This is a genomic window from Arthrobacter sp. BPSS-3 (genome assembly GCF_044628475.1).
Taxonomy (GTDB): Bacteria; Actinomycetota; Actinomycetes; order Actinomycetales; family Micrococcaceae; genus Arthrobacter.
Genome location: NZ_JBIMMV010000007.1, coordinates 156,426 through 175,926 on the forward strand (window position 1 = coordinate 156,426; position 19,501 = coordinate 175,926).

The following is a 19,501-nucleotide window of genomic DNA, read 5'->3' on the forward strand; positions in this document are numbered from 1 at the left end:
CGACGGACGATACCTGCCCGGCAGCCTCTGTATGCAGCCGAACCGGGATCTCACCCAGCCAGGTGTTTCCTTTGCTCCCGCGGCACCGATGCTGTACCCGGACCGGGGCCCGGCGTTAGCAGTCGATGAGCGGGAGTGCTAACTCCATAATTAGCACTCCCCCGGGGAGAGTGCAAGAAGGCTTCGCGCTCCGGGGCCTGTCCCCGCGGGACGCTTCGCCGAGGGCGATCAGGACCCGCCGCTGCGGGCCGTTTCGCTGCCGGTCATCTTCGCCGTGTTGTCCGGCCCGTAGGTGTAAACCATGTAGGCCGCGGCAGTCACGTCCCCGTTGCTGTCGAAGTTCACGGGCCCGGACTGGCCCTCGTAGTTGGGGCGCTTGCCTGCGTGGAGGGCGTCGAGGCACTCCTTGTACGTGTGGCAGTCGGCGGCCTCTCCGCCGGCGGAGCCCTGCGCGCCCGCGGCGTTCCCGCCGGAGACGGCGATGAGCCGGGAGGCGATGGAGGTACCGGCGTCGTCCTGCGCCGCGGCGGCGGCGATGGCGGCGAGGTTGACGGCGTCGTAGGCCTCAGCGGCGAAGGTCATGTCCTTGAGCCCGGGATCGATGCCGACCAGGCCCGCCTGGAACTGCGCGCTGGGGAACGTGCCGGGGAGCACTCCGCGGGCACCGTCCAGGGCGTGGGAGCCCAGGCCCTGACCGTACTGGCCCACGGCGCCGTCGGAGAGCACCAGTTTCTTCCCCGCGAGTCCGGCGTTGTTAAGTTCGGCGATGGCGCCCTGCGCACCCTGCCGGGCGATGAGGACGACGGCGTCGGGCGCGGCGGCCTTGGCCGCGGCTGCGGCCTGTTGTGCCTGGCCGGCCGGGAATTCGGCGTCGATGGGCGTGCCGAGACCGGCGGACTTCGCCGCGGCGGCAACCGCCACGGACACCTCCTTGCCGTAGCTTCCTGCCTCGTGCAGGACGGCGACCGTCTTGGCGCCGCCGTCCTTGGCGAGCTTGACCAGGATGAAGGCCTGGGCGACGTCGGCGGCGGCGGTGCGGAAGTAGTAGCCGCCGCTCCGGTAGCTGCTGAGTCCCGGTGCGGCGTTCGCCGGGGAGATCATGGCGATTTTGGCGTGGGAGAGCACGTCAATCGCGGCGGCGGCGTGGCTGGAATCCGTGGGGCCGATGACGACGTCGGCCTTGGCCGCCACGAGGGCCTTGGCCTGGGCAGCGGTGTCGGAACTGATCGTTTCGGGGATCAGTTCCACGGGCTTCCCCTTGTGGCCGCCAGCGGCGTTGATCTCCTTCACGGCGAGTTTGACCGCGGCCAGCTGCGGTGCGTTGAGGAAACTCTGGTCCCCGGTGTTGTCCAGCAGCACGCCGATGCGCAGGGTTCCGTCGCCGCTGGCCTCGGCGGCGTCCGTCCGGGCGTTGCCGGTGGCGCCGGAGCACCCGGTGAGGGCCAGGGCGGAGGCAAGAAGCGTGGACACGACGACGGCGGCGCTGCCGGCCGTTCGTTGGCCGGCAGTGGGTCGGCCGGCCGTGCGACGGCCGGCAGTGGGTCGGCTGGCAGTGGGCCGGCCAACGGTGGTCTGAGCCGCGGCGGTCGGCGTTGAGTCAGGACGGGCCACTAGGCGGGCCTGACGCTCTCGGCCTGGGGGCCCTTTTCGCCTTCGCCGACCTCAAGTTCCACCCGCTGGCCCTCGGCCAGTGCACGGTAGCCCTCGCCGGCGATGGCTGACCAATGGACGAAGACGTCGATGCCCGAGCCGTCCACGGTGATGAAGCCGTAGCCCTTCTCCGCGTTGAACCACTTGACGGTGCCCAGAGCCATCGTTCCCACACTTTCAGCTAGCTTGGCCGCGGTGCACCTCGCTGTGCGCCGCGGAGCGGTCATGAACTCCGGCCACTGTACCCGCCGGTCCCGGGCGCGCCGGTCCGCGCGTCACGGGGTCGGCCGGAACGTTATGCAGGCGTAACCGGCCCGGCCAGCAACCGGGTCAGCGGTAGCCGGGGCCCAGGACGACGACCAGGGGCATCTTGAAATCGGCCGAATCGACCAGGGTGGCGATTCCCAGCAGGGCGGCGAGTTCCTGCGCATTGGCCTTCTGCGCGGCGCCGTTGTAGTAGACCACGGAGGTCTGCTGCCGCGGGCCGGTCCAGTTGCCGAGCGGGCCCAGGACCCACCCGTCGGAGGTGACCGTGCTGCCGACACGGCCGGCGAGGCCCGCCGTCGTCGTCCCGTTGTAGACCGCCACCGGCTGCGTCTTGTCGACGGCGGCCGCGGTTGCCGTCGGGGCCGGAGTGGTGCCGGAGGAAGCGGCAGCCACCGTACTGCCCGGGTCGCTGGTGGGCGACGTTGTCGGCTGCGCGGTCGGGGCCGCGGTGGGCTGCGCGGTGGCGGACGCGGCGGCCGTGGCGCTGCTCTTATCCGCGGCCATCGCCGTTCCGCCGGCGGGACCAAAGCCCAGCCGGGGCAGCAGCAGGAAGGCCACCAGGCCGACGGCCAGGGCGAACGCTCCTACCGACAGGATGGGTGCCAGTCCGCGGGACCTGGCGGCCGCGACGGTGCGGTGAACCCCTTGGCGCGTGGAGGTCTCCGGGACCCGGTCAAATTCATCCCGTGGGTATCTGGTCATGGTGAAGCGCTGTCCTTGCTGATTTCTAGTGGTCCGCAGCCGGAACCGGTGCAGATTCCGGGACTCCGGAGCCGCGTTCTGCCCGGGGCGTACCCGGCGGGTTCAGGCGTCCGAACCCAGGCGCCGGGCCGTGCGGGCACGTTGTCGTGACGTACGTAGTCTACGCAATCGCTTCACCAGCATCGGGTCATGGGCCAGCGCGGCCTCGGTGTCGATGAGGGCGTTGAGGATCTGGTAATAGTGCGTGGCGGACAGGTCGAAGAGCTCCCGGACGGCCTGTTCCTTGGCCCCGGCGTACTTCCACCACTGCCGTTCGAGGGCCAGCATTTCCTTCTCGCGGCTGCTCAGCCCGGACTCGTCCGGTCCGGCTTCCCCGTGGCCTGCGTCGACCGGAACCTCGTCCGCCGTCGCGTTGTCAGGCACTGCTTCGGCCACGGCTCACTCCCTGCTCGCTGTTGTGGATTCCTCCCCAATGCTACGGGCGAATAACAGCCCTGTCATTCGGTCGGCGCCGTGCCGCGCCGGAGGTCTGCCCGGATCGCCGGCCCGAAACGCCGCCTCGCGCGCCTGCCAGAATGAGGGGGTGAGCGAATTCCCGCAGACCGAAGCGCTGTTTCCCCTGGATGCCGTTTCCGACCCAACCGTTGGGGTGCCGCAGGGCTCCGACGACGGCGGCGGCGGTTTCGCCGCGCTGGTCCGGCGCCCGCTGGGCGAGCTGGTGGCCCCGGACTGGGCTGCCGCCCTGGAACCCGTGGAGCCGCAGCTGCGCCGGGCCCTGGAGTTCGTCGCCGCTGAGGCCGCGGCAGGCCGCCAGGTGCTGCCGGCTCCGGACCGGCTGCTCCGGGCTTTCCAGCAGCCGCTCGCCGGCGTCAAAGTGCTGATCGTGGGCCAGGACCCCTACCCCACCCCCGGCCACCCGATCGGGCTGTCCTTTGCCGTCGAGGGCCACACCCGCCCCCTCCCCCGCAGCCTGGCCAATATCTACAAGGAACTCGACGCCGACCTGGGCCTGCCGCCGCGGATCCACGGCGACCTGAGCCGCTGGACGGGGCAGGGAGTGCTCCTGCTGAACCGGGCGCTCAGCGTGCGCGCCGGCGCCGCCGGATCGCACCGGAACAAGGGATGGGAGGCGGTCACAGCCGCCGCAATCCGCGCCGTGGCGGACCGCACGGACCCCCAGGGCGGGCCGGTCCCGCTGGTCGCCATCCTGTGGGGCAAGGATGCGGAGTCCGTCCGGCCACTGCTCGGTGGGACCGCCGTCGTCAGCAGCCCGCACCCAAGCCCGCTCTCGGCTGCCCGGGGATTCTTCGGATCCCGGCCGTTCAGCCGGGCCAACGAGCTGCTGGCCGCCCAGGGCGCGGCGCCGGTCGACTGGGAACTGCCTCCGCTGCCCTAAGCTTTCCCTGAGCCTCCCCCGGACCCCGGCGCCGCCCCTCTGTCCCGTCTGTCCTGGGACGGCGGTCCCGGCGCCCTGGCGCGGCCTGGTTGGCTAGGCTTAGCCGCATGACTTCTGTACCCGCCGCCACCTCCGCCAACCGGAACTCCCGGCCCCAGACCACCCTGACGGTGCTGCGGCGCGAGCAGCTTTCACCGCACATGGTTCGGATCATCGCCGGCGGCCCCGGCTTCGCGGACTACCGCAACAACGCGTACGTGGACCGCTACGTGAAGATCGCTTTCCCGCAGCCCGGCGTGGACTACCCCCAGCCGCTGGATCTGTGGGCCGTCCGTGAGACCCATCCCCGGGAGCAGTGGCCCTACACCCGCACCTACACGGTCCGCTGGGTGGACGAGGCGGCGCAGGAGCTGGCCATCGACTTCGTGATCCACGGGGATGAGGGGCTCGCCGGGCCCTGGGCCGCGTCCGCGCGTCACGGGGACGCCCTGATCTTCACCGGCCCGGGCGGCGGCTACAACCCGGATCCGGAGGCGGACTGGCACCTCTTCGCCGGGGACGAATCGGCGCTGCCCGCCATCGGCGCGGCCTTGGCGGTTCTCCCCCGCGATGCCCGCGGTCTGGCCTTCCTGGAGGTGGGCTCCGCGGCGGACGTCCTGGCCCTGGCCGCCCCCGCCGGCGTCGAACTGCGCTGGCTTTTCCGCGGAAACGAAGGGTGCGCAGGCGACGAGCGCCGCCTGGCTGACGCCGTCGGGTCCGCCGACTGGCTGGAGGGACGCGTCTCGGTCTTCGCGCACGGCGAGCGGGGCGCCATGAAAGCCCTGCGGGAGGTGTTCTTCACCCAGCGGGGGCTGGAACGCGGGCAGGTCTCCCTCTCCGGCTACTGGGCCCGCGGCCGGGTGGAGGACGACTTCCAGGCCGAGAAGAAACTCCCCATCGGCAAGATCTGATTGCCCCGGCAGCCCGCTGACGAGCGCTGGCGCGGGCGCCGGCCGCTGCCGCCGGGCGGGGACGGCCTAGCGGCGGCGGGCCCGGCGCCGTTCGTTGCTGGCCAGGCTGCGGGTCAGCGGCCGGGCGAGCGTGTCGCCGAGGACGATGCCCGCGGCTACGCCCAGCACGATGGCGCCGGCGTTGAGCATCCCGCCGGCACCCATGAGGATTTCCTGCTCCTCGATGGTCAAGACATACATGGACCGGAATATGGTCAGGCCGGGCAGCAGGATCAGCGCGGCGGGCACGGCCACCACCAGCTGCGGGGCGCCCATCCGGAGCGCCACCACCCGGGCCAGCAGGCCGATGACGACGGCGGCGAGGGCCGGGGCGAAACGCGGCCCGATGCCCAGTTCCGTGCCGCCGATCAGCACGAGGTGGCCGACGACGCCGACCGCCGCCGTCGGCAGCAGCAGCTTCGCGGAGGTCTGCTCCGTCACGCCGATCGCGACGACGGCGATCGCCACCAGCGGCACCAGCACCCAGAGCGGATACCTTGGCGGGAATGTTTCGGTTACGTCGATGGACTGCATGCCCGTCATCGCCCCCACCACGAAGCCGACGGCGATACCGGAAACCAGGGCGCCGAAGGTCAGCATGGTGGAGAGGAACCGGCCGGCGGCGGTGACGGGGAAGCCGTTGATGGCATCCTGCACCGAGGACACGAGGCGTCCCGTGGGCAGCAGCAGCAGGATGCCGCCCACCACCACGATCGCCGGGGCGATGGTGATCCCCACCGGGCTCCCGAACCGCCAGAGCAGCAGGGCGATGATGGTCACCACGAAGGAGCAGGAGGCGGTGATGAAGAAGTCCGGGGTACGCCAGCGGCCCAGCTGCCGGGCCAGGAGGCTGACCAGGAGGTTGGACAGGAACGCGATCCCGGACGCCGCAATGCCGCCGCCGAGTACCGCCACGAAGACGGCGGAGAAGACGCCGAAGGCCACGGTGACCATCCAGCGCGGGAACGGCTTGGCGCTGTGAGTGATCTCCTCGAGGCGCCGGGCGGCCTCCTCGCGGCCCACCCCGCCGGCGACGATGTCGGTCACCAGCTGGTGCACCTCGGCGAGGCCGGCATAGTTGTTGGTCCAGGACCGGACCACGCGCAACAGCGAGAGCGGCGTCTGGTCCTTCGGGGCGTAGTTGATTGCCACCGACTGGTTGGTGATGTCCACCTCGATGTTCTTCAACCCCAGGGCGGCGGTCACCGCGATGATGCTGGTCTCCACCTCGAGGGCGCCGGCGCCGTATCGGAACATCGATTCCGCGAGCTTGAGTGCGAAGTCGATGGTTTTCCTGGCGGACGCGTCCACGCCGCCGACCTGGATCATCGGGTTCGCGTAGGGGCTGCCGGCGAGCCGGTCCACGATGCTCAGCGGCGCCGTCGGAGGGTTCTCCCCCTGGACCAGGCGGCGGAGCATGCGCCGGGCGGCGGCGTTCTGCCGCACCTGCATGGCCGACATCGGTTCGGTGCGGGGCAGGCCGTCCGTCTGCGGTCCGCGGCGGCCCTCGGGGGTCTTATTCATCCCGGCCATCTCACTTCACCTTGCTGGGCGGTCTAGTAGAACTGCTGGCCGGTGCGGCGCGTGTAGAGCTGGCGGGCAACCCGCTCCCCCGCTGCCGTCCAGGCCTTGTACTTCAACGGGCTGAGGACCTGGTCGTAGCAGCCGACGAAGTCCGTGACGGTCTTGCTGAAGCTGGTCTTGAACAGGCCCAGGCCGTGGAAGGGGTTGGACGTGTCCTTGAGCTTGTCGCTCGGCGGGGTGCCGCAGAAGTCGTACTCGGTGCAGCCGAGCTCTTTCAGCTGGTTGATGGCGGTCCACTGGACCAGGTGGGAGTCGCCGTACTGGCCGCGCTGCTGCAGGGAGCCGCCGTCCTTGTACGTTCCCTTGCGGCCGTAGTTGATGACGAAGGCACCCACGGACGGGACACCGTTTTCGTAGACGAACAAGAGACGGCCCTGGCCGCGCTTGAGGAAGTTGGTCCAGAAGCGCTGGTAGTACCCGAAGTCCCGGACGCGGACCTGGGACTTGGCCTCGACGGTGGTACTCATCAGGCCGTACATGGCCCGGAAGTTCTCCTCCGTGGGCTCGACGTTGTGCACTTCCACGCCCTCGCGGATGGCGCGGCGGACGGCGTTGCGGCCGCGGGAGTGCAGGTTGCGCAGCAGCTGGTTCTCCTCCGGGGAGATGTCCAGCAGGGCGGTGGAATCGTTGGGCTGCAGGTTGTGCGTCTTGACCAGGCCCGCGCCCTCGATGACGCGCCGGGCATCGTCGGTGAGGACGACGTCGGGCTCGATCTTGATCGCGAAGACGCCCAGCCGGGCGCGCTTGACGAAGTCGGCGTTGGCCTTGGCGATCCCCGGAATGTCCTCGACGGAGGCGACGTCGGGTCCCTTGATCATGTACCAGAGCTTGCCGAGGACGGGGAAGCTCTTCTCCAGGACCAGGTTGTAACTGGTGTAGTCGGCCGTCTCGTACACCAGGTGCAGGGGCTTCCAGCCGTAGTGCTGCTTGACCTCGGCGAAGGCCTCCGACTGCAGCAGGTTCCCGCCGTTGGGGTTCGCGGTGACGCGGGCGTCCCAGGTGGCGACCTCTTCGGCGGAGGCAAAGCGGGCGGTGAATTCTCGCAAGGGTGCGGTATCCAATCTTTGCGGGACGAGCTTCGGCGGCATGGCTGGCATGCACCACCAAGTCTATCGGCGTCACGGGTGGCCGGGACGCCGGCCCTGTGGCCGCCACCGGCTCCCGGGCTAGGCTGAAGGCATGAAACCTCAGCCGGACCCGCAGCCGGAATTAGACGTCTCCCGCCGGGTCGGCCCGGGCGCGTCGGCGCACCGGGGAGCCGGAGCCCAGGTGCTGGGCCTGCTCGTGCTGCTCGCCGCCTCCGCGCTGGTGGCCGGACTCGGCGGCCTGGCCTCCGCCAGCAACGTCGACGGCTGGTACGCCGGGGCGGACAAGGCCCCGTGGTCCCCGCCGAACTGGGTGTTCGGACCGGTCTGGACGCTGCTCTACACCGTCATGGCGGTGGCGGCGTGGCTGGTCTGGCGCACCCGCGCCGAGGGCACCGGCCGGGCGTTGACCTTGTACGCCGTCCAGCTTGTGCTGAACCTGCTGTGGACGCCGGCTTTCTTCGCCCTCTACCCGGCCCTGGGCACGCCGGCGCTGTGGATTGCCCTGGCCATTATCGTCGCGCTGGCCCTGGTCCTGGCCGCAACGCTGGTCCGCTTCCGGCGGATCAGCCGCCCGGCCGGGTTGCTTCTGGTCCCCTACCTGGCGTGGGTGGTCTTCGCCTCGACGCTGAACCTGTGGGCGGCCGTCACCAACTGAGCGGGCGCCTCAGCACTCCACCACATTGACGGCGAGGCCACCCATGGCGGTCTCCTTGTACTTGGAGCTCATGTCCTTGCCGGTTTCGCGCATGGTCACGATCACCTCGTCGAGGGAGACCCGGTGCGACCCGTCGCCCCAGAGCGCCATTTTGGCGGCGTTGATGGCCTTCGCGGCCGCGATCGCGTTGCGCTCGATGCACGGGATCTGCACGAGTCCGCCGATCGGGTCGCAGGTCAGGCCGAGGTTGTGTTCCATCGCGATTTCGGCGGCGTTCTCCACCTGCTGCGGGGTGCCGCCCATGACCTCGGCAAGGCCGGCCGCGGCCATCGACGACGCCGAGCCCACCTCGCCCTGGCAGCCGACCTCGGCGCCGGAGATGGAGGCCTGTTCCTTGTAGAGGACACCGATGGCACCTGCGGCGAGCAGAAACTTCACCACGGTCTCGTCCCGGTCCTGCTGGGTGGCCTTGTCCATGCCGGGGGCGAAGTGCAGTGCGTAGTAGAGCACGGCGGGGATGATCCCGGCGGCGCCGTTGGTGGGTGCGGTGACGACGCGGCCGCCCGAGGCGTTCTCCTCGTTGACGGCCAGGGCGATCAGGTTCACCCATTCCTGCCAGTACTTCGGGTCCCGGAAGTCCGGGTCCTCCTCACAGCTTTCCTTCATCAGCCGCTCGTGCCAGTCCGGGGCGCGGCGACGGACGTTCAGGCCGCCCGGCAGCAGGCCCTTGCGCTTGAGGCTGACGGCCACGCATTCCTCCATGACGGAGTAGATGTGCAGCAGACCGGCGCGGATGTCCTCGGCGCTGCGGCTGTCCTCCTCGTTGACCAGCATCACGTCGCTGATCCGCAGGGAGGTGTTCCGGCAGTGCTCGAGCAGTTCCGCGGCGGTGCGGAACGGCAGCGGCAGCTCCTTCTTGGATTCGTCGAGTTCCTGCTGCGCCGCTTCCTCCTCGCCCTCGCGGACGATGAAGCCACCGCCGACGGAGAAGAACGTCGCCTGGTGCAGGATCCCGCCGTCGGCGTCCGAGACGGTGAACGTCATCCCGTTGGTGTGCCGGGGCAGCACCGTGAGGGGGCGGAGCACCATGTCCTTGACCCCGTAGGGAAGGCCGACGGCGCCGGCCAGCTGCAGCGTCCCGGTCCCGGCGATCGCGGCGAGCCGCTCCTCGACCTCGTCGGGGAGGATCTTCTCCGGGTGGTACCCCTCGAGGCCCAGCAGGATGGCGGTCATGGTGCCGTGCCCGTGCCCGGTCGCGGCCAGCGAACCGTACAGATCCACCCGCAGCGACGCCACCCGCTCAAGCTCGCCGGATGCCTTCAGCTCCTCGGCAAACACCGCCGCGGCCCGCATCGGCCCCACGGTGTGCGAACTCGAGGGCCCGATCCCAATCGAGAACAGATCAAAGACGCCTACAGCCATTACTAAATCCTAACTAAACACTGCTTGAGTGAGCTTCGCCGTCGGGGCGGCTTGGGTGGGAGTGCACCGGACATCCTCTGCATGCTGCTCCTTCGTCGCTTTGACGCATGCTGCCGGATGCCCGGCACCCTCCCTTGGCCCCTCACCTTGGCGCCGTGGTCCCGGACGCCAATTGAGTAATGACAACAACGGCAAGCGACCCACGAGGGGTCGGCGGAGCCGGGCTTTTCGAAAGCGTGCGTCTAAGCGAGGTACGAGCGAGCACGCGTGAAAAGTCCGGTCCGCCGGCCCCGGAGCCAACCACGGAGGACGGCACCGGAGCGAGCCACGCCAGCGGGCACCGGGGGCAGGAGAACGAGGGGCGAGTTAGCCCAGGTTCGTGACCGACGGGTAGAGCGGGTGGGCGGCGGCGAGGGCCTGGACCCGGTCGCGGAGCCCGGCGAGGTCGGCGTCTGCGTCGGCCATGAGGGCCTCGGCAATGATGTCCGCCACCTCGGTGAAGGCCGCCTCGCCGAAGCCGCGGGTGGCCAGGGCCGGCGTGCCGATCCGCAGCCCGGAGGTGACCATCGGCGGGCGCGGGTCGAACGGGACGGCGTTGCGGTTGACGGTGATGTCAATCGCGGCGAGCCGGTCCTCGGCTTCCTGGCCGTTGAGCTCGCAGTCGCGCAGGTCCACCAGGACCAGGTGCACGTCGGTTCCGCCGGAGACCACGGAAATGCCCCTGGCGGCGACGTCGTCGCGGGTGAGCCGGTCGGCGAGGATCCTGGCGCCGGCCAGGACGCGCTCCTGGCGCTCCTTGAACTCCGGGGAGGCGGCGACCTGGAAGGCGACGGCCTTGCCGGCGATGACGTGCTCCAGCGGCCCGCCCTGCTGGCCCGGGAACACGGCCGAGTTGATCTTCTTGGCGATGTCGGCGTCGTTGGAGAGGATGATGCCGCCGCGCGGACCGGCGAGGGTCTTGTGCGTCGTCGACGTCGTCACGTGCGCGTGCGGCACCGGGGAGGGGTGCAGCCCGGCGGCGACCAGGCCGGCGAAGTGCGCCATGTCCACCATCAGGTAGGCGCCGACGGCGTCGGCGATCCGGCGGAACTCGGCGAAGTCGAGCTGGCGGGCGTAGGCGGACCAGCCGGCGACGATCAGCTGCGGCTTGTGCTCGTGCGCCAGGCGCTCGACCTCGGCCATGTCGATCCGGTGGTCGTCCTCGCGCACTTGGTACGGGATGACGTTGTAGAGCCGGCCGGAGAAGTTGATCTTCATGCCGTGGGTCAGGTGGCCGCCGTGGGCCAGGTTCAGGCCCATGATGGTGTCTCCCGGACGGATCAGGGCGTGCATGACGGAAGCGTTGGCCTGGGCGCCGGAGTGCGGCTGGACGTTCGCGTATTCGGCGCCGAAGAGGGCCTTCACGCGGTCGATGGCGAGCTGCTCGATCACGTCGACGTGCTCGCAGCCGCCGTAGTAGCGCTTGCCCGGGTAGCCTTCGGCGTACTTGTTCGTCAGGACCGAGCCCTGCGCCTGCATGACGGCGCGGGCGGTGTGGTTCTCGGAGGCGATCATCTCCAGGCCGTCGCGCTGGCGGGCGAGTTCGGCGTCGATCTTCGCGGCGATCTCCGGGTCCAGCTCCGAGAGGTCCGCGTCCAGGGACGGGGAGATGACCTGTTCGAACGCTGCGGTGTGGGTGCCTGCGGCCGCACTCACAGTTCGCCGCCGTTCTTGGAGGCGTAGTCCTGGGCGGAGAGGAGCGGTCCATCGGAGACGGCGGCGACCTTGAAGAGCCAGCCGGCGCCGTACGGGTCGCTGTTGATCAGGGCCGGGTCGTCGACGACGGCGGAGTTGGTCTCGGTGACCTCACCGGTGACGGGGGCGTACAGGTCGGACACGGACTTGGTCGACTCGACCTCGCCGCAGGTCTCCCCCGCGGTGACCGTGGAGCCGACCTCGGGCAGGTCGACGTAGACGATGTCACCGAGGGCGTCGGTGGCGACGGCGGAGATGCCGATGGAGACGACGTCGGTGCCGTCCTCCCGGGAAACCCACTCGTGCTCGTCGGAGTACTGCAGTTCAGGAGCTACTTTTGCCATGAAAAATTCCTAAGTTTAGAGGGTAAAAAGCCTAACGCGTGGGCGCGCCCCTGGAGGGCGCGCCCACGGAGTGTTACTTCTGGCGCTTGTAGAACGGCAGGGCGACGACCTCGAACGGTTCGGGCTTGCCGCGCAGGTCGATGTCCAGGGCAGTGCCGGGTTCGGTGTAAGCGACGTCGACGTAGGCCATGGCCACCGGGTAGCCCAGGGTGGGTGAGGGCTGGCCGGAGGTGACTTCGCCGACGACGGCGCCATCCTTGAGGACCGGGTAGTGGCTGCGTCCGGCGCGGCGGCCGAGGCCCTTGAGCCCGACGAGGCGGCGGCCGGTGGTGGTGCCGGCGCCCGCGTCCTTCTTGGCGGCGAGCGCGGCCTTGCCGACGAAGTCGGCCTCCTTGGAGAGCGCGACGACGGGGCCGAGTCCGGCGGCGAAGGGATCGCCCTGGAGCGAGAGTTCGTTGCCGTAGAGCGGCATGCCGGCCTCCAGCCGCAGGGAGTCGCGGGAGGCGAGCCCGGCCGGAGTCAGTTCCCCCTCCTCGGCGATGGCGATCAGCGCCTGCCAGAGGGCGGCGGCGTCGTCGTTGTCCACGAAGATCTCGAAGCCGTCCTCGCCGGTGTAACCGGTACGGGCGAGCAGCAGGTCCTTGCCGGCGCCGGCGACCATGAAGGGAACCTCGACGGCGGCGTAGTACTTCAAGCCGGTGACGAGTTCGTGCTGGGCGGCGGGAACCAGGCGGAGCAGGTTGGCCTCGGCCTTGGGGCCCTGGACCGCGACCAGCGAGATCTCGGCGGACGCATCCCGGACCGTGACGTCGAAGCCGCCATCCCGGGCAGAACCCGCACGCTCGGCCAGGGCCGCGGCGACGACCTTGGCGTTGCCGGCGTTGGGCACCACGAGGAAGGCGTCCGTACCGTCGGCCCCCGCCGGGCGGCGGTAGGTGATGAGGTCGTCGATGATGCCGCCGTCCTCGTTGCAGATCAGCGAGTACTTGGCCTTGCCGACGGCCATAGCGGAGATCTTGCCCACCAGGGCGTAGTCGAGGAAGGCCGCGGCGTCGGGGCCGGTGACCCAAACCTCGCCCATGTGGGAGAGATCGAACAGGCCCGCGGAGGCACGGACGGCGTGGTGTTCGGCGAGTTCGGAGCCGTACTTCAGCGGCATCTGCCACCCGCCGAAGTCGGTGAAGGAGGCGCCGAGCTTCTTGTGCTCTTCGTACAGGGCGGTGTAGTTCTCAGTCATCGGTGGCCTCAGTTTTCGAATTCGGACAGCGGCGGGCAGGAGCAGATCAGGTTGCGGTCGCCGGCGGCGCCGTCGATCCGGCCGACCGGCGGGAAGTACTTGTCCTGCTTGAGCGTGTGGACGGGGAAGACGGCCTGCTCGCGGGAGTAGGAGCGGTCCCAGTCGGTGCTGATGGCCGCGGCCGCGGTGTGCGGGGCGTTGCGCAGCGGGCTGTGCTCGACGGTGAAGTCGCCGTGGGCGACCTGGTCGATCTCGGCGCGGATGGCGATCATCGCGGTGATGAACCGGTCGATCTCGCCGAGGTCCTCGGATTCGGTGGGTTCGACCATCAGGGTTCCGGCCACGGGGAACGCCAGGGTGGGGGCGTGGAAGCCGTAGTCGATCAGGCGCTTGGCGACGTCCTCGGCGGTGACGCCGGTCTTGGCGGTGAGTTCGCGCAGGTCCAGGATGCACTCGTGCGCCACCAGGCCGCCCTCGCCGGTGTAGAGCACCGGGAAGGAGTCGTTCAGGCGGGCCGCGATGTAGTTGGCCGCGAGCAGCGCCGACTTGGTGGCCTCGGTCAGGCCCTCGCCGCCCATGAGCTTCACGTAGGCCCAGGAGATGGGCAGGACGCCAGCGGAGCCGTAGCGCGAGGCGGAGATCGGGGTGCCGTCCGCGCCGTTGGCCGGGTCCGCCGCGTTGCCGGGCATGAACGGTGCCAGGTGGGCCTTGGCGGCGACCGGGCCGACGCCGGGTCCGCCGCCGCCGTGCGGGATGCAGAAGGTCTTGTGCAGGTTCAGGTGCGAGACGTCCCCGCCAAACTGGCCCGGCTGGGCGAGGCCAACGAGGGCGTTGAGGTTGGCGCCGTCGATGTAGACCTGGCCGCCGGCGGCGTGGATCGCGTCGCAGACCTCGCGGACGTCGGCGTCGTACACGCCGTGCGTGGACGGGTAGGTGATCATGATGCAGGACAGGGCGTCCTTGTGCTCCTCGATCTTGGCCTGCAGGTCGGCGTGGTCGATGGTGCCGTCGGAGGCGGTGGCGACGACGACGACCTTCATGCCGGCGAGCACCGCGGAGGCGGCGTTGGTGCCGTGCGCGGAGGCCGGGATGAGGCAGACGTTGCGCTGCTCGTCGCCGCGGGAGAGGTGGTAGCCGCGGATGGCCAGCAGGCCGGCGAGCTCGCCTTGGGATCCGGCGTTCGGCTGGATGGAGACCTGGTCGTAGCCGGTAATCTCGGTCAGCTGGGCCTCGAGGTCATCAATCAGTTCGCGCCAGCCGGCGGTCTGGGATTCCGGGGCAAACGGGTGGATGGAGGCGAACTCCGGCCAGGAGATGGCCTCCATTTCGGCCGTGGCGTTCAGCTTCATGGTGCAGGAGCCCAGCGGGATCATGGTGCGGTCCAGGGCCAGGTCGCGGTCCGAGAGGCGGCGGATGTAGCGCAGCAGCTGGGTCTCGGAGCGGTGGGTGTTGAAGACCGGGTGCTGAAGGTAGTCGGAGCTGCGTTCGACGGCGGCGTCCAGGGCGAAGGCAGTATCCGTGCCTGAGGCAGGGTCGGCCACGCTGGCGCCGAAGGCGGCGACGACGTCGGCGACGATCGCCGTCGTCGTGGCCTCATCGGCGGAGATGCCGACGGTGTCCGCGTCGATGGCGCGCAGGTTGATGCCCTTGGCGTCGGCGGCGGCGATGATCTCGGCGGCCTTGCCCGGCACCGAGACGGTGACGGTGTCGAAGAACGAGGTGTGCAGCACGTCCAGGCCGGCGGCCTTGAGCGATGCGGCGATGGTCCGGGCGTGGCCGTGGGTGGTCTCGGCGATGGCCTTGAGCCCGTCCGGGCCGTGATAGACGGCGTAGAACGAAGCGACGATGGCCAGCAGCGCCTGCGCGGTGCAGATGTTGGAGGTGGCCTTCTCGCGGCGGATGTGCTGCTCGCGGGTCTGCAGGGCCAGGCGGTAGGCGGGGATGCCGGCGGAGTCCTTGGAGACGCCCACCAGGCGGCCGGGCATGGAGCGCTCCAGGCCCTTCTGGACGGCCATGTAGGCCGCGTGCGGGCCGCCGAAGAACAGCGGGACGCCGAAGCGCTGGGCGGAGCCGACGGCGATGTCGGCGCCCTGCTCACCGGGAGGGGTGATCAGGGTCAGGGACAGCAGGTCAGCGGCGACGGTGACGAGCGCGCCGCGTTCCTTGGCCTCGGCGATGACGGCGGAGTGGTCGAAGACGCGGCCGGAGGCGCCGGGCTGCTGCAGCACGATGCCGTTGATGGTGCCCTCCGGGAGACCCTTGGACAGGTCGGCGACTTCCACCTCGAAGCCGAGGGCCTCGGCGCGGCCCTTGACGATCGCGATGGTCTGCGGGAGGCAGTCGGCGTCCATGACGGTCTTGCCGTCGCGGGCGTCCTTATTTTTGTTGGCCCGGCGCATCATCAGCACGGCCTCGGCGACGGCGGTGGCTTCGTCCAGCAGCGAGGCGTTGGCGATCGGCAGGCCCACCAGGTCCTGGACCATGGTCTGGAAGTTCAGCAGGGCCTCGAGCCGGCCCTGGGAGATCTCGGGCTGGTACGGCGTGTAGGCGGTGTACCAGGCCGGCGCCTCGAGGATGTTGCGGCGGATCACGGCCGGGGTGACGGTGTCGTAGTAGCCCTGGCCGATCATCTGCACGGCGGTCTTGTTCTTGGCGGCGAGCTTGCGCAGCTCGGCCAGGACCTCCACCTCGCTCAGCGCGGCGGTCAGCGCCAGGCCGGAGTCCTGACGGATGTCCTTGGGAACGGCGGTGTCAACGAGCGCGTCGACGGTGTCGTAGCCGACGGCCTTGAGCATGGTCTCGACGTCGGCCTGGCGGCGGGCGCCGATATGCCTGTCGACGAAGGACGTGGAGGCTGAGGTAACGGTCACAAGGAACTCCATAACTAAGGCGGCGCAGGGTACGCCGCAGTGATTCGGGTTCCTCCCCGCTCTGTATTGGACCTGAGAGTTTCCGCGCGACCCTTGGCGGGGTCCCGCTTGCACCGTCGGTGAGCGCGGTATCCCGGGGGGACATGTGGCGCGCTGCTTTCCAGAGTGGCCTCGCCGCGGCGGTACATGGGCCTGAGAGATTCCTGGGGAGGATTTGCTCCTACGGCGCCTGCGTGTACCACTGGCAGGACTCTCCCGCCGCAGATCAAAGGCATATTCAGTTGCTCGTGACCATGGTCACAGCATTCATTGTCCTATGCCGGAGCCCACGTCCGCAAACTTCATTTCTCCCCGCCCGACGCTCCCTCACTTTCGGCGCGATTTCCCGCGACCCTCCCTCACGTCCGCCCCACTTTTCCACGACGCTCACTCAGGTTCAGCCCGATCTTCTGCGACGCTCCCTCACCTCCGGTCCACGTTTCCACGACGCTCCCTCAGGTTCGGAGGTTATTTCCAGACCGCCCGCTCACCCGACATGCGGGTGCATCCCTCAAATGAGCGCGGGACGTGAGGGAGCGTCCGCTGGAGAGGCACCGGACGTGAGGGAGCGTCCGCCGGAGAGGCACCGGACGTGAGGGAGCGTCCACTGGAGAGGCACCGGACGTGAGGGAGCGTCCGCCGGAGAGGCACCGAACGTGAGGGAGCGTCCGCTGGAGTGACGCCGGACGTGAGGGAGCGTCGTTTAGGGGCGGAGGCGGTCGACGGCGGCGAGGAGGCTCTCGACGTCGTCGTCCACCGCCAGCGGCGTGGCACCGGCGCTGCGGGCCAGCATGGCATTGAAATACAGCCCGTCCCCCATGTAGAGCACCGCCTTGGCCATTCCGGGCCCGACGTCGGCGGCGAGCAGTTCCAGCCAACTGGCCTGCACGCCGGCCATGCGGCGCAGGGTCTCGGCGTGCGCCACCTCGGCGAGCCGGGTGGCCGCGACGAAAACCCGGTCCAGGGCGGTATCAGCCCAGACCGAGGACCTAATGAAGTAGGCGGCGGCGCCCTCCGGCGCCGCGGCCATGGCGGCCAGGTCCTCGGCCAGCAGCAGGTCCAGCCGTTCCAGGAGGACCGCGATCATGGCCTCCTTGTTCGGGAAGTGGTACAGCAAGCCGCCCTTGGAGACCCCGGCCCGCTTTGCCACCGCGTCGAGGGTGGCGGCCCGCTCCCCCTCGGCGATGAGCAGGGACTCGAAGGCGTCGAGGACGGCCTCGCGGGCGACGGGTTTCCTGGGCATGGCTCCCATCATGCCCGGTGGATGCCGGATTTCTTAACTATACCGTCCAGACGGTACAGTTATTCGGATGAAGACCCTGCTTCCTCTTGCCGCGAGTCCCGCGACGCGCTCCCGGGCGCCGTGGCGGGACTGGCTGGCGTTGTCGCTGCTGATGTTCCCGGTCCTCCTGGTGGCGGTCGACAACACCGCACTGACCTTCGCCCTGCCCGCGATCGCCCGGGACCTAAATGCCACCGGCGTCCAGCTGCTGTGGATGGTCGACGTGTACCCGCTGGTGCTCGCAGGCCTGCTGGTCGCGATGGGCAGCATCGGGGACCGGATCGGCCGCCGGCGGCTCCTCTTCACCGGCGCGGCCGGCTTCGCGGCGGTGTCCGCAGCGACGGCATTCGCCCCGGGCCCCGAGTGGCTGGTGGCCGGCCGTGCGGCACTGGGGTTCTTCGGGGCCATGCTGATGCCCTCCACGCTGTCCCTGATCCGGAACATCTTCCCTGAGCCGAACCGGCGCCGCCTGGCGGTGGCCATCTGGGCCGCGGGCTTCTCCGGCGGCGCGGCCCTGGGGCCGGTCCTGGGCGGCTGGCTGGTGGAGCACCTCTGGTGGGGCGCGGTGCTGCTGATGGCGGTTCCCATCATCGTGCCGCTGCTGGTCCTTGGCCCCGCCTTCATTCCGGAATCCCGCGACCCGAACCCCGGGCCGGTGGATCTGCCCAGCATCGCGCTGTCCATGCTGGCAATGGCGCCGGCCGTCTATGGCATCAAGATGCTGGCCGTGGAGGGCGCCGGTCCGGTGCCGCTGGCGGCCCTCGGCGCGGGGCTGGTCATGGGGTACGCCTTTGTCCGGCGGCAGCGCAGGCTTGCCGCGGGCGCAACCACCGCTCCCCTGCTGGACCTGGGCCTGTTCGGCAATCCCGTGTTCAGCACGGCCATCACGGCCAACGTCCTGGCGCTGTTCTCCTACAACGGCTTCATCCTCTTCCTTGCCCAGCACCTCCAGCTCCTGGAGGGGCAGACGCCGTCCGAGTCCGGGCTGGCGATGGTGCCCGCGCTGGCCGCGACCGTGGCGGCCGGGCTGCTGGTGGTCCCGCTGGTGCGGAAGGTCCGGCCCGGGTTCGTCGTCGCCGGCGGCCTGCTGTTCAGCGCCGCCGGGTACGCGCTGGTGGCCTTCGGTGACCACAGTTCCGGGCCGGCGATGCTGCTGGCCGCGCTGCTAGTGCTGTGCCTGGGTGTGGGGGCGGCCGAGACCATCTCCAACGACCTGATCCTCGGTGCGGCCCCGGCCGCAAAGTCGGGAGCCGCGTCCGCGATCTCGGAGACCGGGTATGAGGTCGGTTCGCTGCTGGGCACGGCCGTGCTGGGTTCCATCCTGACGGCGTCCTACCAGCGGAATCTGATCCTGCCGGCTGGCCTCCCCCAGGCCGACCCGGCTGCCGCCGGCCAAGCCCGGGAGACCCTGGCTGGCGCGGCGGAACTCGCCGCGACCCTGCCCGGGCCCCTGGCCGACGCCGTGATGACCGCCGCCCGCGCGGCATTCGACTCGGGCGTCCACATCACCGCGGCGATTGCGCTCATCCTGATGGCCGGCGCCGCGGTGCTGGCCGCCGTCGTCCTCCGCCGGGTGCCGCGGGCCCACTGACCCGGGTCCGTTCACTCACGCTCACTGACTCGGGCGCCCCAAAGGGACACCAGCGGCCCTGCACCGGCCCAAAAACGGCAGCGTCCGACGCCGGGACTCCCGACGTCGGACGCTGCACTGTGTCCTTCGGTTTACTTGCCGGCGTCCGCCGTCGTGACGGAGGCCGTGGCCCGCATGGTTTCGGCGTTGACCAGCCAGGCGAACTGCTCGAGCTTGGCGATGAAGGCGTGCAGCAGGTCCGCGGTGGTGGGGTCCTCCTCGTCCACCTCGTCGTGCACCTTGCGCATGGTGCCGACGGCGGCCTCCAGCGCGGCCACGATCTTCTCGATCGCGTCCTTGGTGTTGATCAGGCCGGTGGGAAACTCGGGCAGGGCGGCGGTCTTCGACACCGTCGAGCTGCGGCCGTCCGGGAGGGCGTGCAGGGCCCGCATGCGCTCGGCCATCTCGTCCGCGAAGGTGCGGGCGGCGTCGATGATCTCGTCGAGCTGCAGGTGCAGGTCGCGGAAGTTGGTGCCGACGATGTTCCAGTGCGCCTGCTTGCCCTGGACGTGGAGTTCGATCAGGTCCACGAGCACGGCCTGCATATTTCCTGCGAGGGTGGGTGTTGCTTTCATGAATCCTCCTTGGTGGAGCGTCTGGACGGGCTGATGC

17 protein-coding genes and 1 riboswitch are annotated in these 19,501 nt (G+C 69.9%); of the genes, 4 read left to right on the top strand and 13 right to left on the bottom strand.

Translation table 11 applies throughout. The annotated features are described in order from the left end of the window. Window positions 1-228: 228 nt before the first annotated feature. The 4 genes from ACFVY3_RS12390 to ACFVY3_RS12405 all read right to left on the bottom strand — a co-directional run bounded on the left by ACFVY3_RS12390 (window position 229) and on the right by ACFVY3_RS12405 (window position 2,967). Window positions 229-1,470, bottom strand: coding sequence for an ABC transporter substrate-binding protein (locus tag ACFVY3_RS12390; RefSeq protein ID WP_400159941.1), 1,242 nt, complete (start codon window positions 1,468-1,470; stop codon window positions 229-231). A gap of 140 nt (window positions 1,471-1,610) precedes the next feature. Then, window positions 1,611-1,814 (bottom strand): cold-shock protein, encoded by a 204-nt coding sequence (locus ACFVY3_RS12395; RefSeq protein WP_290258717.1) that lies wholly within the window; start codon window positions 1,812-1,814, stop codon window positions 1,611-1,613. Window positions 1,815-1,980: 166 nt separating this feature from the next. Then, entirely contained in the window at window positions 1,981-2,619 is a 639-nt protein-coding gene (locus ACFVY3_RS12400) for a LytR C-terminal domain-containing protein (RefSeq protein ID WP_364138759.1), read from the bottom strand. A 102-nt stretch (window positions 2,620-2,721) separates the two neighbouring features. Continuing rightward, window positions 2,722-2,967, bottom strand: coding sequence for a DUF3263 domain-containing protein (locus ACFVY3_RS12405; protein WP_400159996.1), 246 nt, complete (start codon window positions 2,965-2,967; stop codon window positions 2,722-2,724). 235 nt (window positions 2,968-3,202) lie between these two features. On the opposite strand from ACFVY3_RS12405, the gene ACFVY3_RS12410 reads away from it, so the two are divergent. Together ACFVY3_RS12410 and ACFVY3_RS12415 are read left to right on the top strand one after the other, a co-directional pair. Further along, window positions 3,203-4,015, top strand: a complete 813-nt coding sequence (locus tag ACFVY3_RS12410) for a uracil-DNA glycosylase (RefSeq protein WP_400159942.1) — start codon at window positions 3,203-3,205, stop codon at window positions 4,013-4,015. A gap of 107 nt (window positions 4,016-4,122) precedes the next feature. Then, complete coding sequence (locus tag ACFVY3_RS12415) at window positions 4,123-4,965, top strand: siderophore-interacting protein (protein ID WP_400159943.1); 843 nt, start codon at window positions 4,123-4,125, stop codon at window positions 4,963-4,965. Window positions 4,966-5,031: 66 nt separating this feature from the next. Here ACFVY3_RS12415 and ACFVY3_RS12420 read toward each other — a convergent pair whose 3' ends face one another. Both ACFVY3_RS12420 and ACFVY3_RS12425 read right to left on the bottom strand, forming a co-directional pair. Continuing rightward, window positions 5,032-6,528: a threonine/serine exporter ThrE family protein gene (locus ACFVY3_RS12420; RefSeq protein WP_400159997.1), complete on the bottom strand. Its 1,497-nt coding sequence runs from the start codon at window positions 6,526-6,528 to the stop codon at window positions 5,032-5,034. A gap of 32 nt (window positions 6,529-6,560) precedes the next feature. Next, window positions 6,561-7,685, bottom strand: coding sequence for a lipid II:glycine glycyltransferase FemX (locus ACFVY3_RS12425; protein ID WP_400159944.1), 1,125 nt, complete (start codon window positions 7,683-7,685; stop codon window positions 6,561-6,563). 82 nt (window positions 7,686-7,767) lie between these two features. Between ACFVY3_RS12425 and ACFVY3_RS12430 the strand changes: the two genes are divergently transcribed. Then, entirely contained in the window at window positions 7,768-8,331 is a 564-nt protein-coding gene (locus ACFVY3_RS12430; protein ID WP_400159945.1) for a TspO/MBR family protein, read from the top strand. Window positions 8,332-8,340: 9 nt separating this feature from the next. Here ACFVY3_RS12430 and ACFVY3_RS12435 read toward each other — a convergent pair whose 3' ends face one another. From ACFVY3_RS12435 to ACFVY3_RS12460, 6 genes are all read right to left on the bottom strand, one after another. After that, the gene (locus ACFVY3_RS12435) at window positions 8,341-9,753 is read right to left on the bottom strand and encodes an L-serine ammonia-lyase (protein ID WP_400159946.1); all 1,413 of its coding nucleotides are present in this window, start codon (window positions 9,751-9,753) and stop codon (window positions 8,341-8,343) included. Window positions 9,754-10,119: 366 nt separating this feature from the next. Continuing rightward, window positions 10,120-11,448: a serine hydroxymethyltransferase gene (gene glyA, locus ACFVY3_RS12440; protein ID WP_400159947.1), complete on the bottom strand. Its 1,329-nt coding sequence runs from the start codon at window positions 11,446-11,448 to the stop codon at window positions 10,120-10,122. After that, window positions 11,445-11,831, bottom strand: a complete 387-nt coding sequence (gene gcvH, locus ACFVY3_RS12445; protein WP_400159948.1) for a glycine cleavage system protein GcvH — start codon at window positions 11,829-11,831, stop codon at window positions 11,445-11,447. The genes glyA and gcvH overlap by 4 nt, the downstream gene beginning before the upstream one ends. 73 nt (window positions 11,832-11,904) lie before the next feature. Next, window positions 11,905-13,068 (bottom strand): glycine cleavage system aminomethyltransferase GcvT, encoded by a 1,164-nt coding sequence (gene gcvT, locus ACFVY3_RS12450; RefSeq protein WP_400159949.1) that lies wholly within the window; start codon window positions 13,066-13,068, stop codon window positions 11,905-11,907. 8 nt (window positions 13,069-13,076) lie between these two features. Further along, window positions 13,077-15,950 carry an aminomethyl-transferring glycine dehydrogenase gene (gene gcvP / locus ACFVY3_RS12455; RefSeq protein ID WP_400159950.1) on the bottom strand — a complete coding sequence of 958 codons (2,874 nt, stop codon included), beginning with the start codon at window positions 15,948-15,950 and terminating at the stop codon, window positions 13,077-13,079. A gap of 158 nt (window positions 15,951-16,108) precedes the next feature. Continuing rightward, window positions 16,109-16,206, bottom strand: a riboswitch (glycine riboswitch). A gap of 474 nt (window positions 16,207-16,680) precedes the next feature. Further along, window positions 16,681-17,220: a TetR/AcrR family transcriptional regulator gene (locus tag ACFVY3_RS12460; RefSeq protein WP_400159951.1), complete on the bottom strand. Its 540-nt coding sequence runs from the start codon at window positions 17,218-17,220 to the stop codon at window positions 16,681-16,683. A gap of 67 nt (window positions 17,221-17,287) precedes the next feature. Between ACFVY3_RS12460 and ACFVY3_RS12465 the strand changes: the two genes are divergently transcribed. Further along, window positions 17,288-18,850: an MFS transporter gene (locus ACFVY3_RS12465; protein WP_400159952.1), complete on the top strand. Its 1,563-nt coding sequence runs from the start codon at window positions 17,288-17,290 to the stop codon at window positions 18,848-18,850. Between the two features lie 131 nt (window positions 18,851-18,981). On the opposite strand, the gene ACFVY3_RS12470 is transcribed toward ACFVY3_RS12465, so the two are convergent. Beyond that, the gene (locus tag ACFVY3_RS12470) at window positions 18,982-19,464 is read right to left on the bottom strand and encodes a Dps family protein (RefSeq protein ID WP_400159953.1); all 483 of its coding nucleotides are present in this window, start codon (window positions 19,462-19,464) and stop codon (window positions 18,982-18,984) included. Between the last annotated feature and the right edge of the window lie 37 nt (window positions 19,465-19,501).

Bases quoted from the DNA above. Each gene is read 5' to 3' on its own strand.
- ACFVY3_RS12470 (WP_400159953.1), bottom strand. From the start codon at position 19,464: ATGAAAGCAACACCCACCCTCGCAGGAAATATGCAGGCCGTGCTCGTG.
- ACFVY3_RS12415 (WP_400159943.1), top strand. From the start codon at position 4,123: ATGACTTCTGTACCCGCCGCCACCTCCGCCAACCGGAACTCCCGGCCC.
- ACFVY3_RS12425 (WP_400159944.1), bottom strand. From the start codon at position 7,685: ATGCCAGCCATGCCGCCGAAGCTCGTCCCGCAAAGATTGGATACCGCA.
- ACFVY3_RS12465 (WP_400159952.1), top strand. From the start codon at position 17,288: ATGAAGACCCTGCTTCCTCTTGCCGCGAGTCCCGCGACGCGCTCCCGG.
- gcvH (WP_400159948.1), bottom strand. From the start codon at position 11,831: ATGGCAAAAGTAGCTCCTGAACTGCAGTACTCCGACGAGCACGAGTGG.
- ACFVY3_RS12460 (WP_400159951.1), bottom strand. From the start codon at position 17,220: ATGCCCAGGAAACCCGTCGCCCGCGAGGCCGTCCTCGACGCCTTCGAG.
- ACFVY3_RS12430 (WP_400159945.1), top strand. From the start codon at position 7,768: ATGAAACCTCAGCCGGACCCGCAGCCGGAATTAGACGTCTCCCGCCGG.
- ACFVY3_RS12420 (WP_400159997.1), bottom strand. From the start codon at position 6,528: ATGAATAAGACCCCCGAGGGCCGCCGCGGACCGCAGACGGACGGCCTG.
- gcvP (WP_400159950.1), bottom strand. From the start codon at position 15,950: ATGGAGTTCCTTGTGACCGTTACCTCAGCCTCCACGTCCTTCGTCGAC.
- ACFVY3_RS12395 (WP_290258717.1), bottom strand. From the start codon at position 1,814: ATGGCTCTGGGCACCGTCAAGTGGTTCAACGCGGAGAAGGGCTACGGC.
- gcvT (WP_400159949.1), bottom strand. From the start codon at position 13,068: ATGACTGAGAACTACACCGCCCTGTACGAAGAGCACAAGAAGCTCGGC.
- ACFVY3_RS12400 (WP_364138759.1), bottom strand. From the start codon at position 2,619: ATGACCAGATACCCACGGGATGAATTTGACCGGGTCCCGGAGACCTCC.
- ACFVY3_RS12435 (WP_400159946.1), bottom strand. From the start codon at position 9,753: ATGGCTGTAGGCGTCTTTGATCTGTTCTCGATTGGGATCGGGCCCTCG.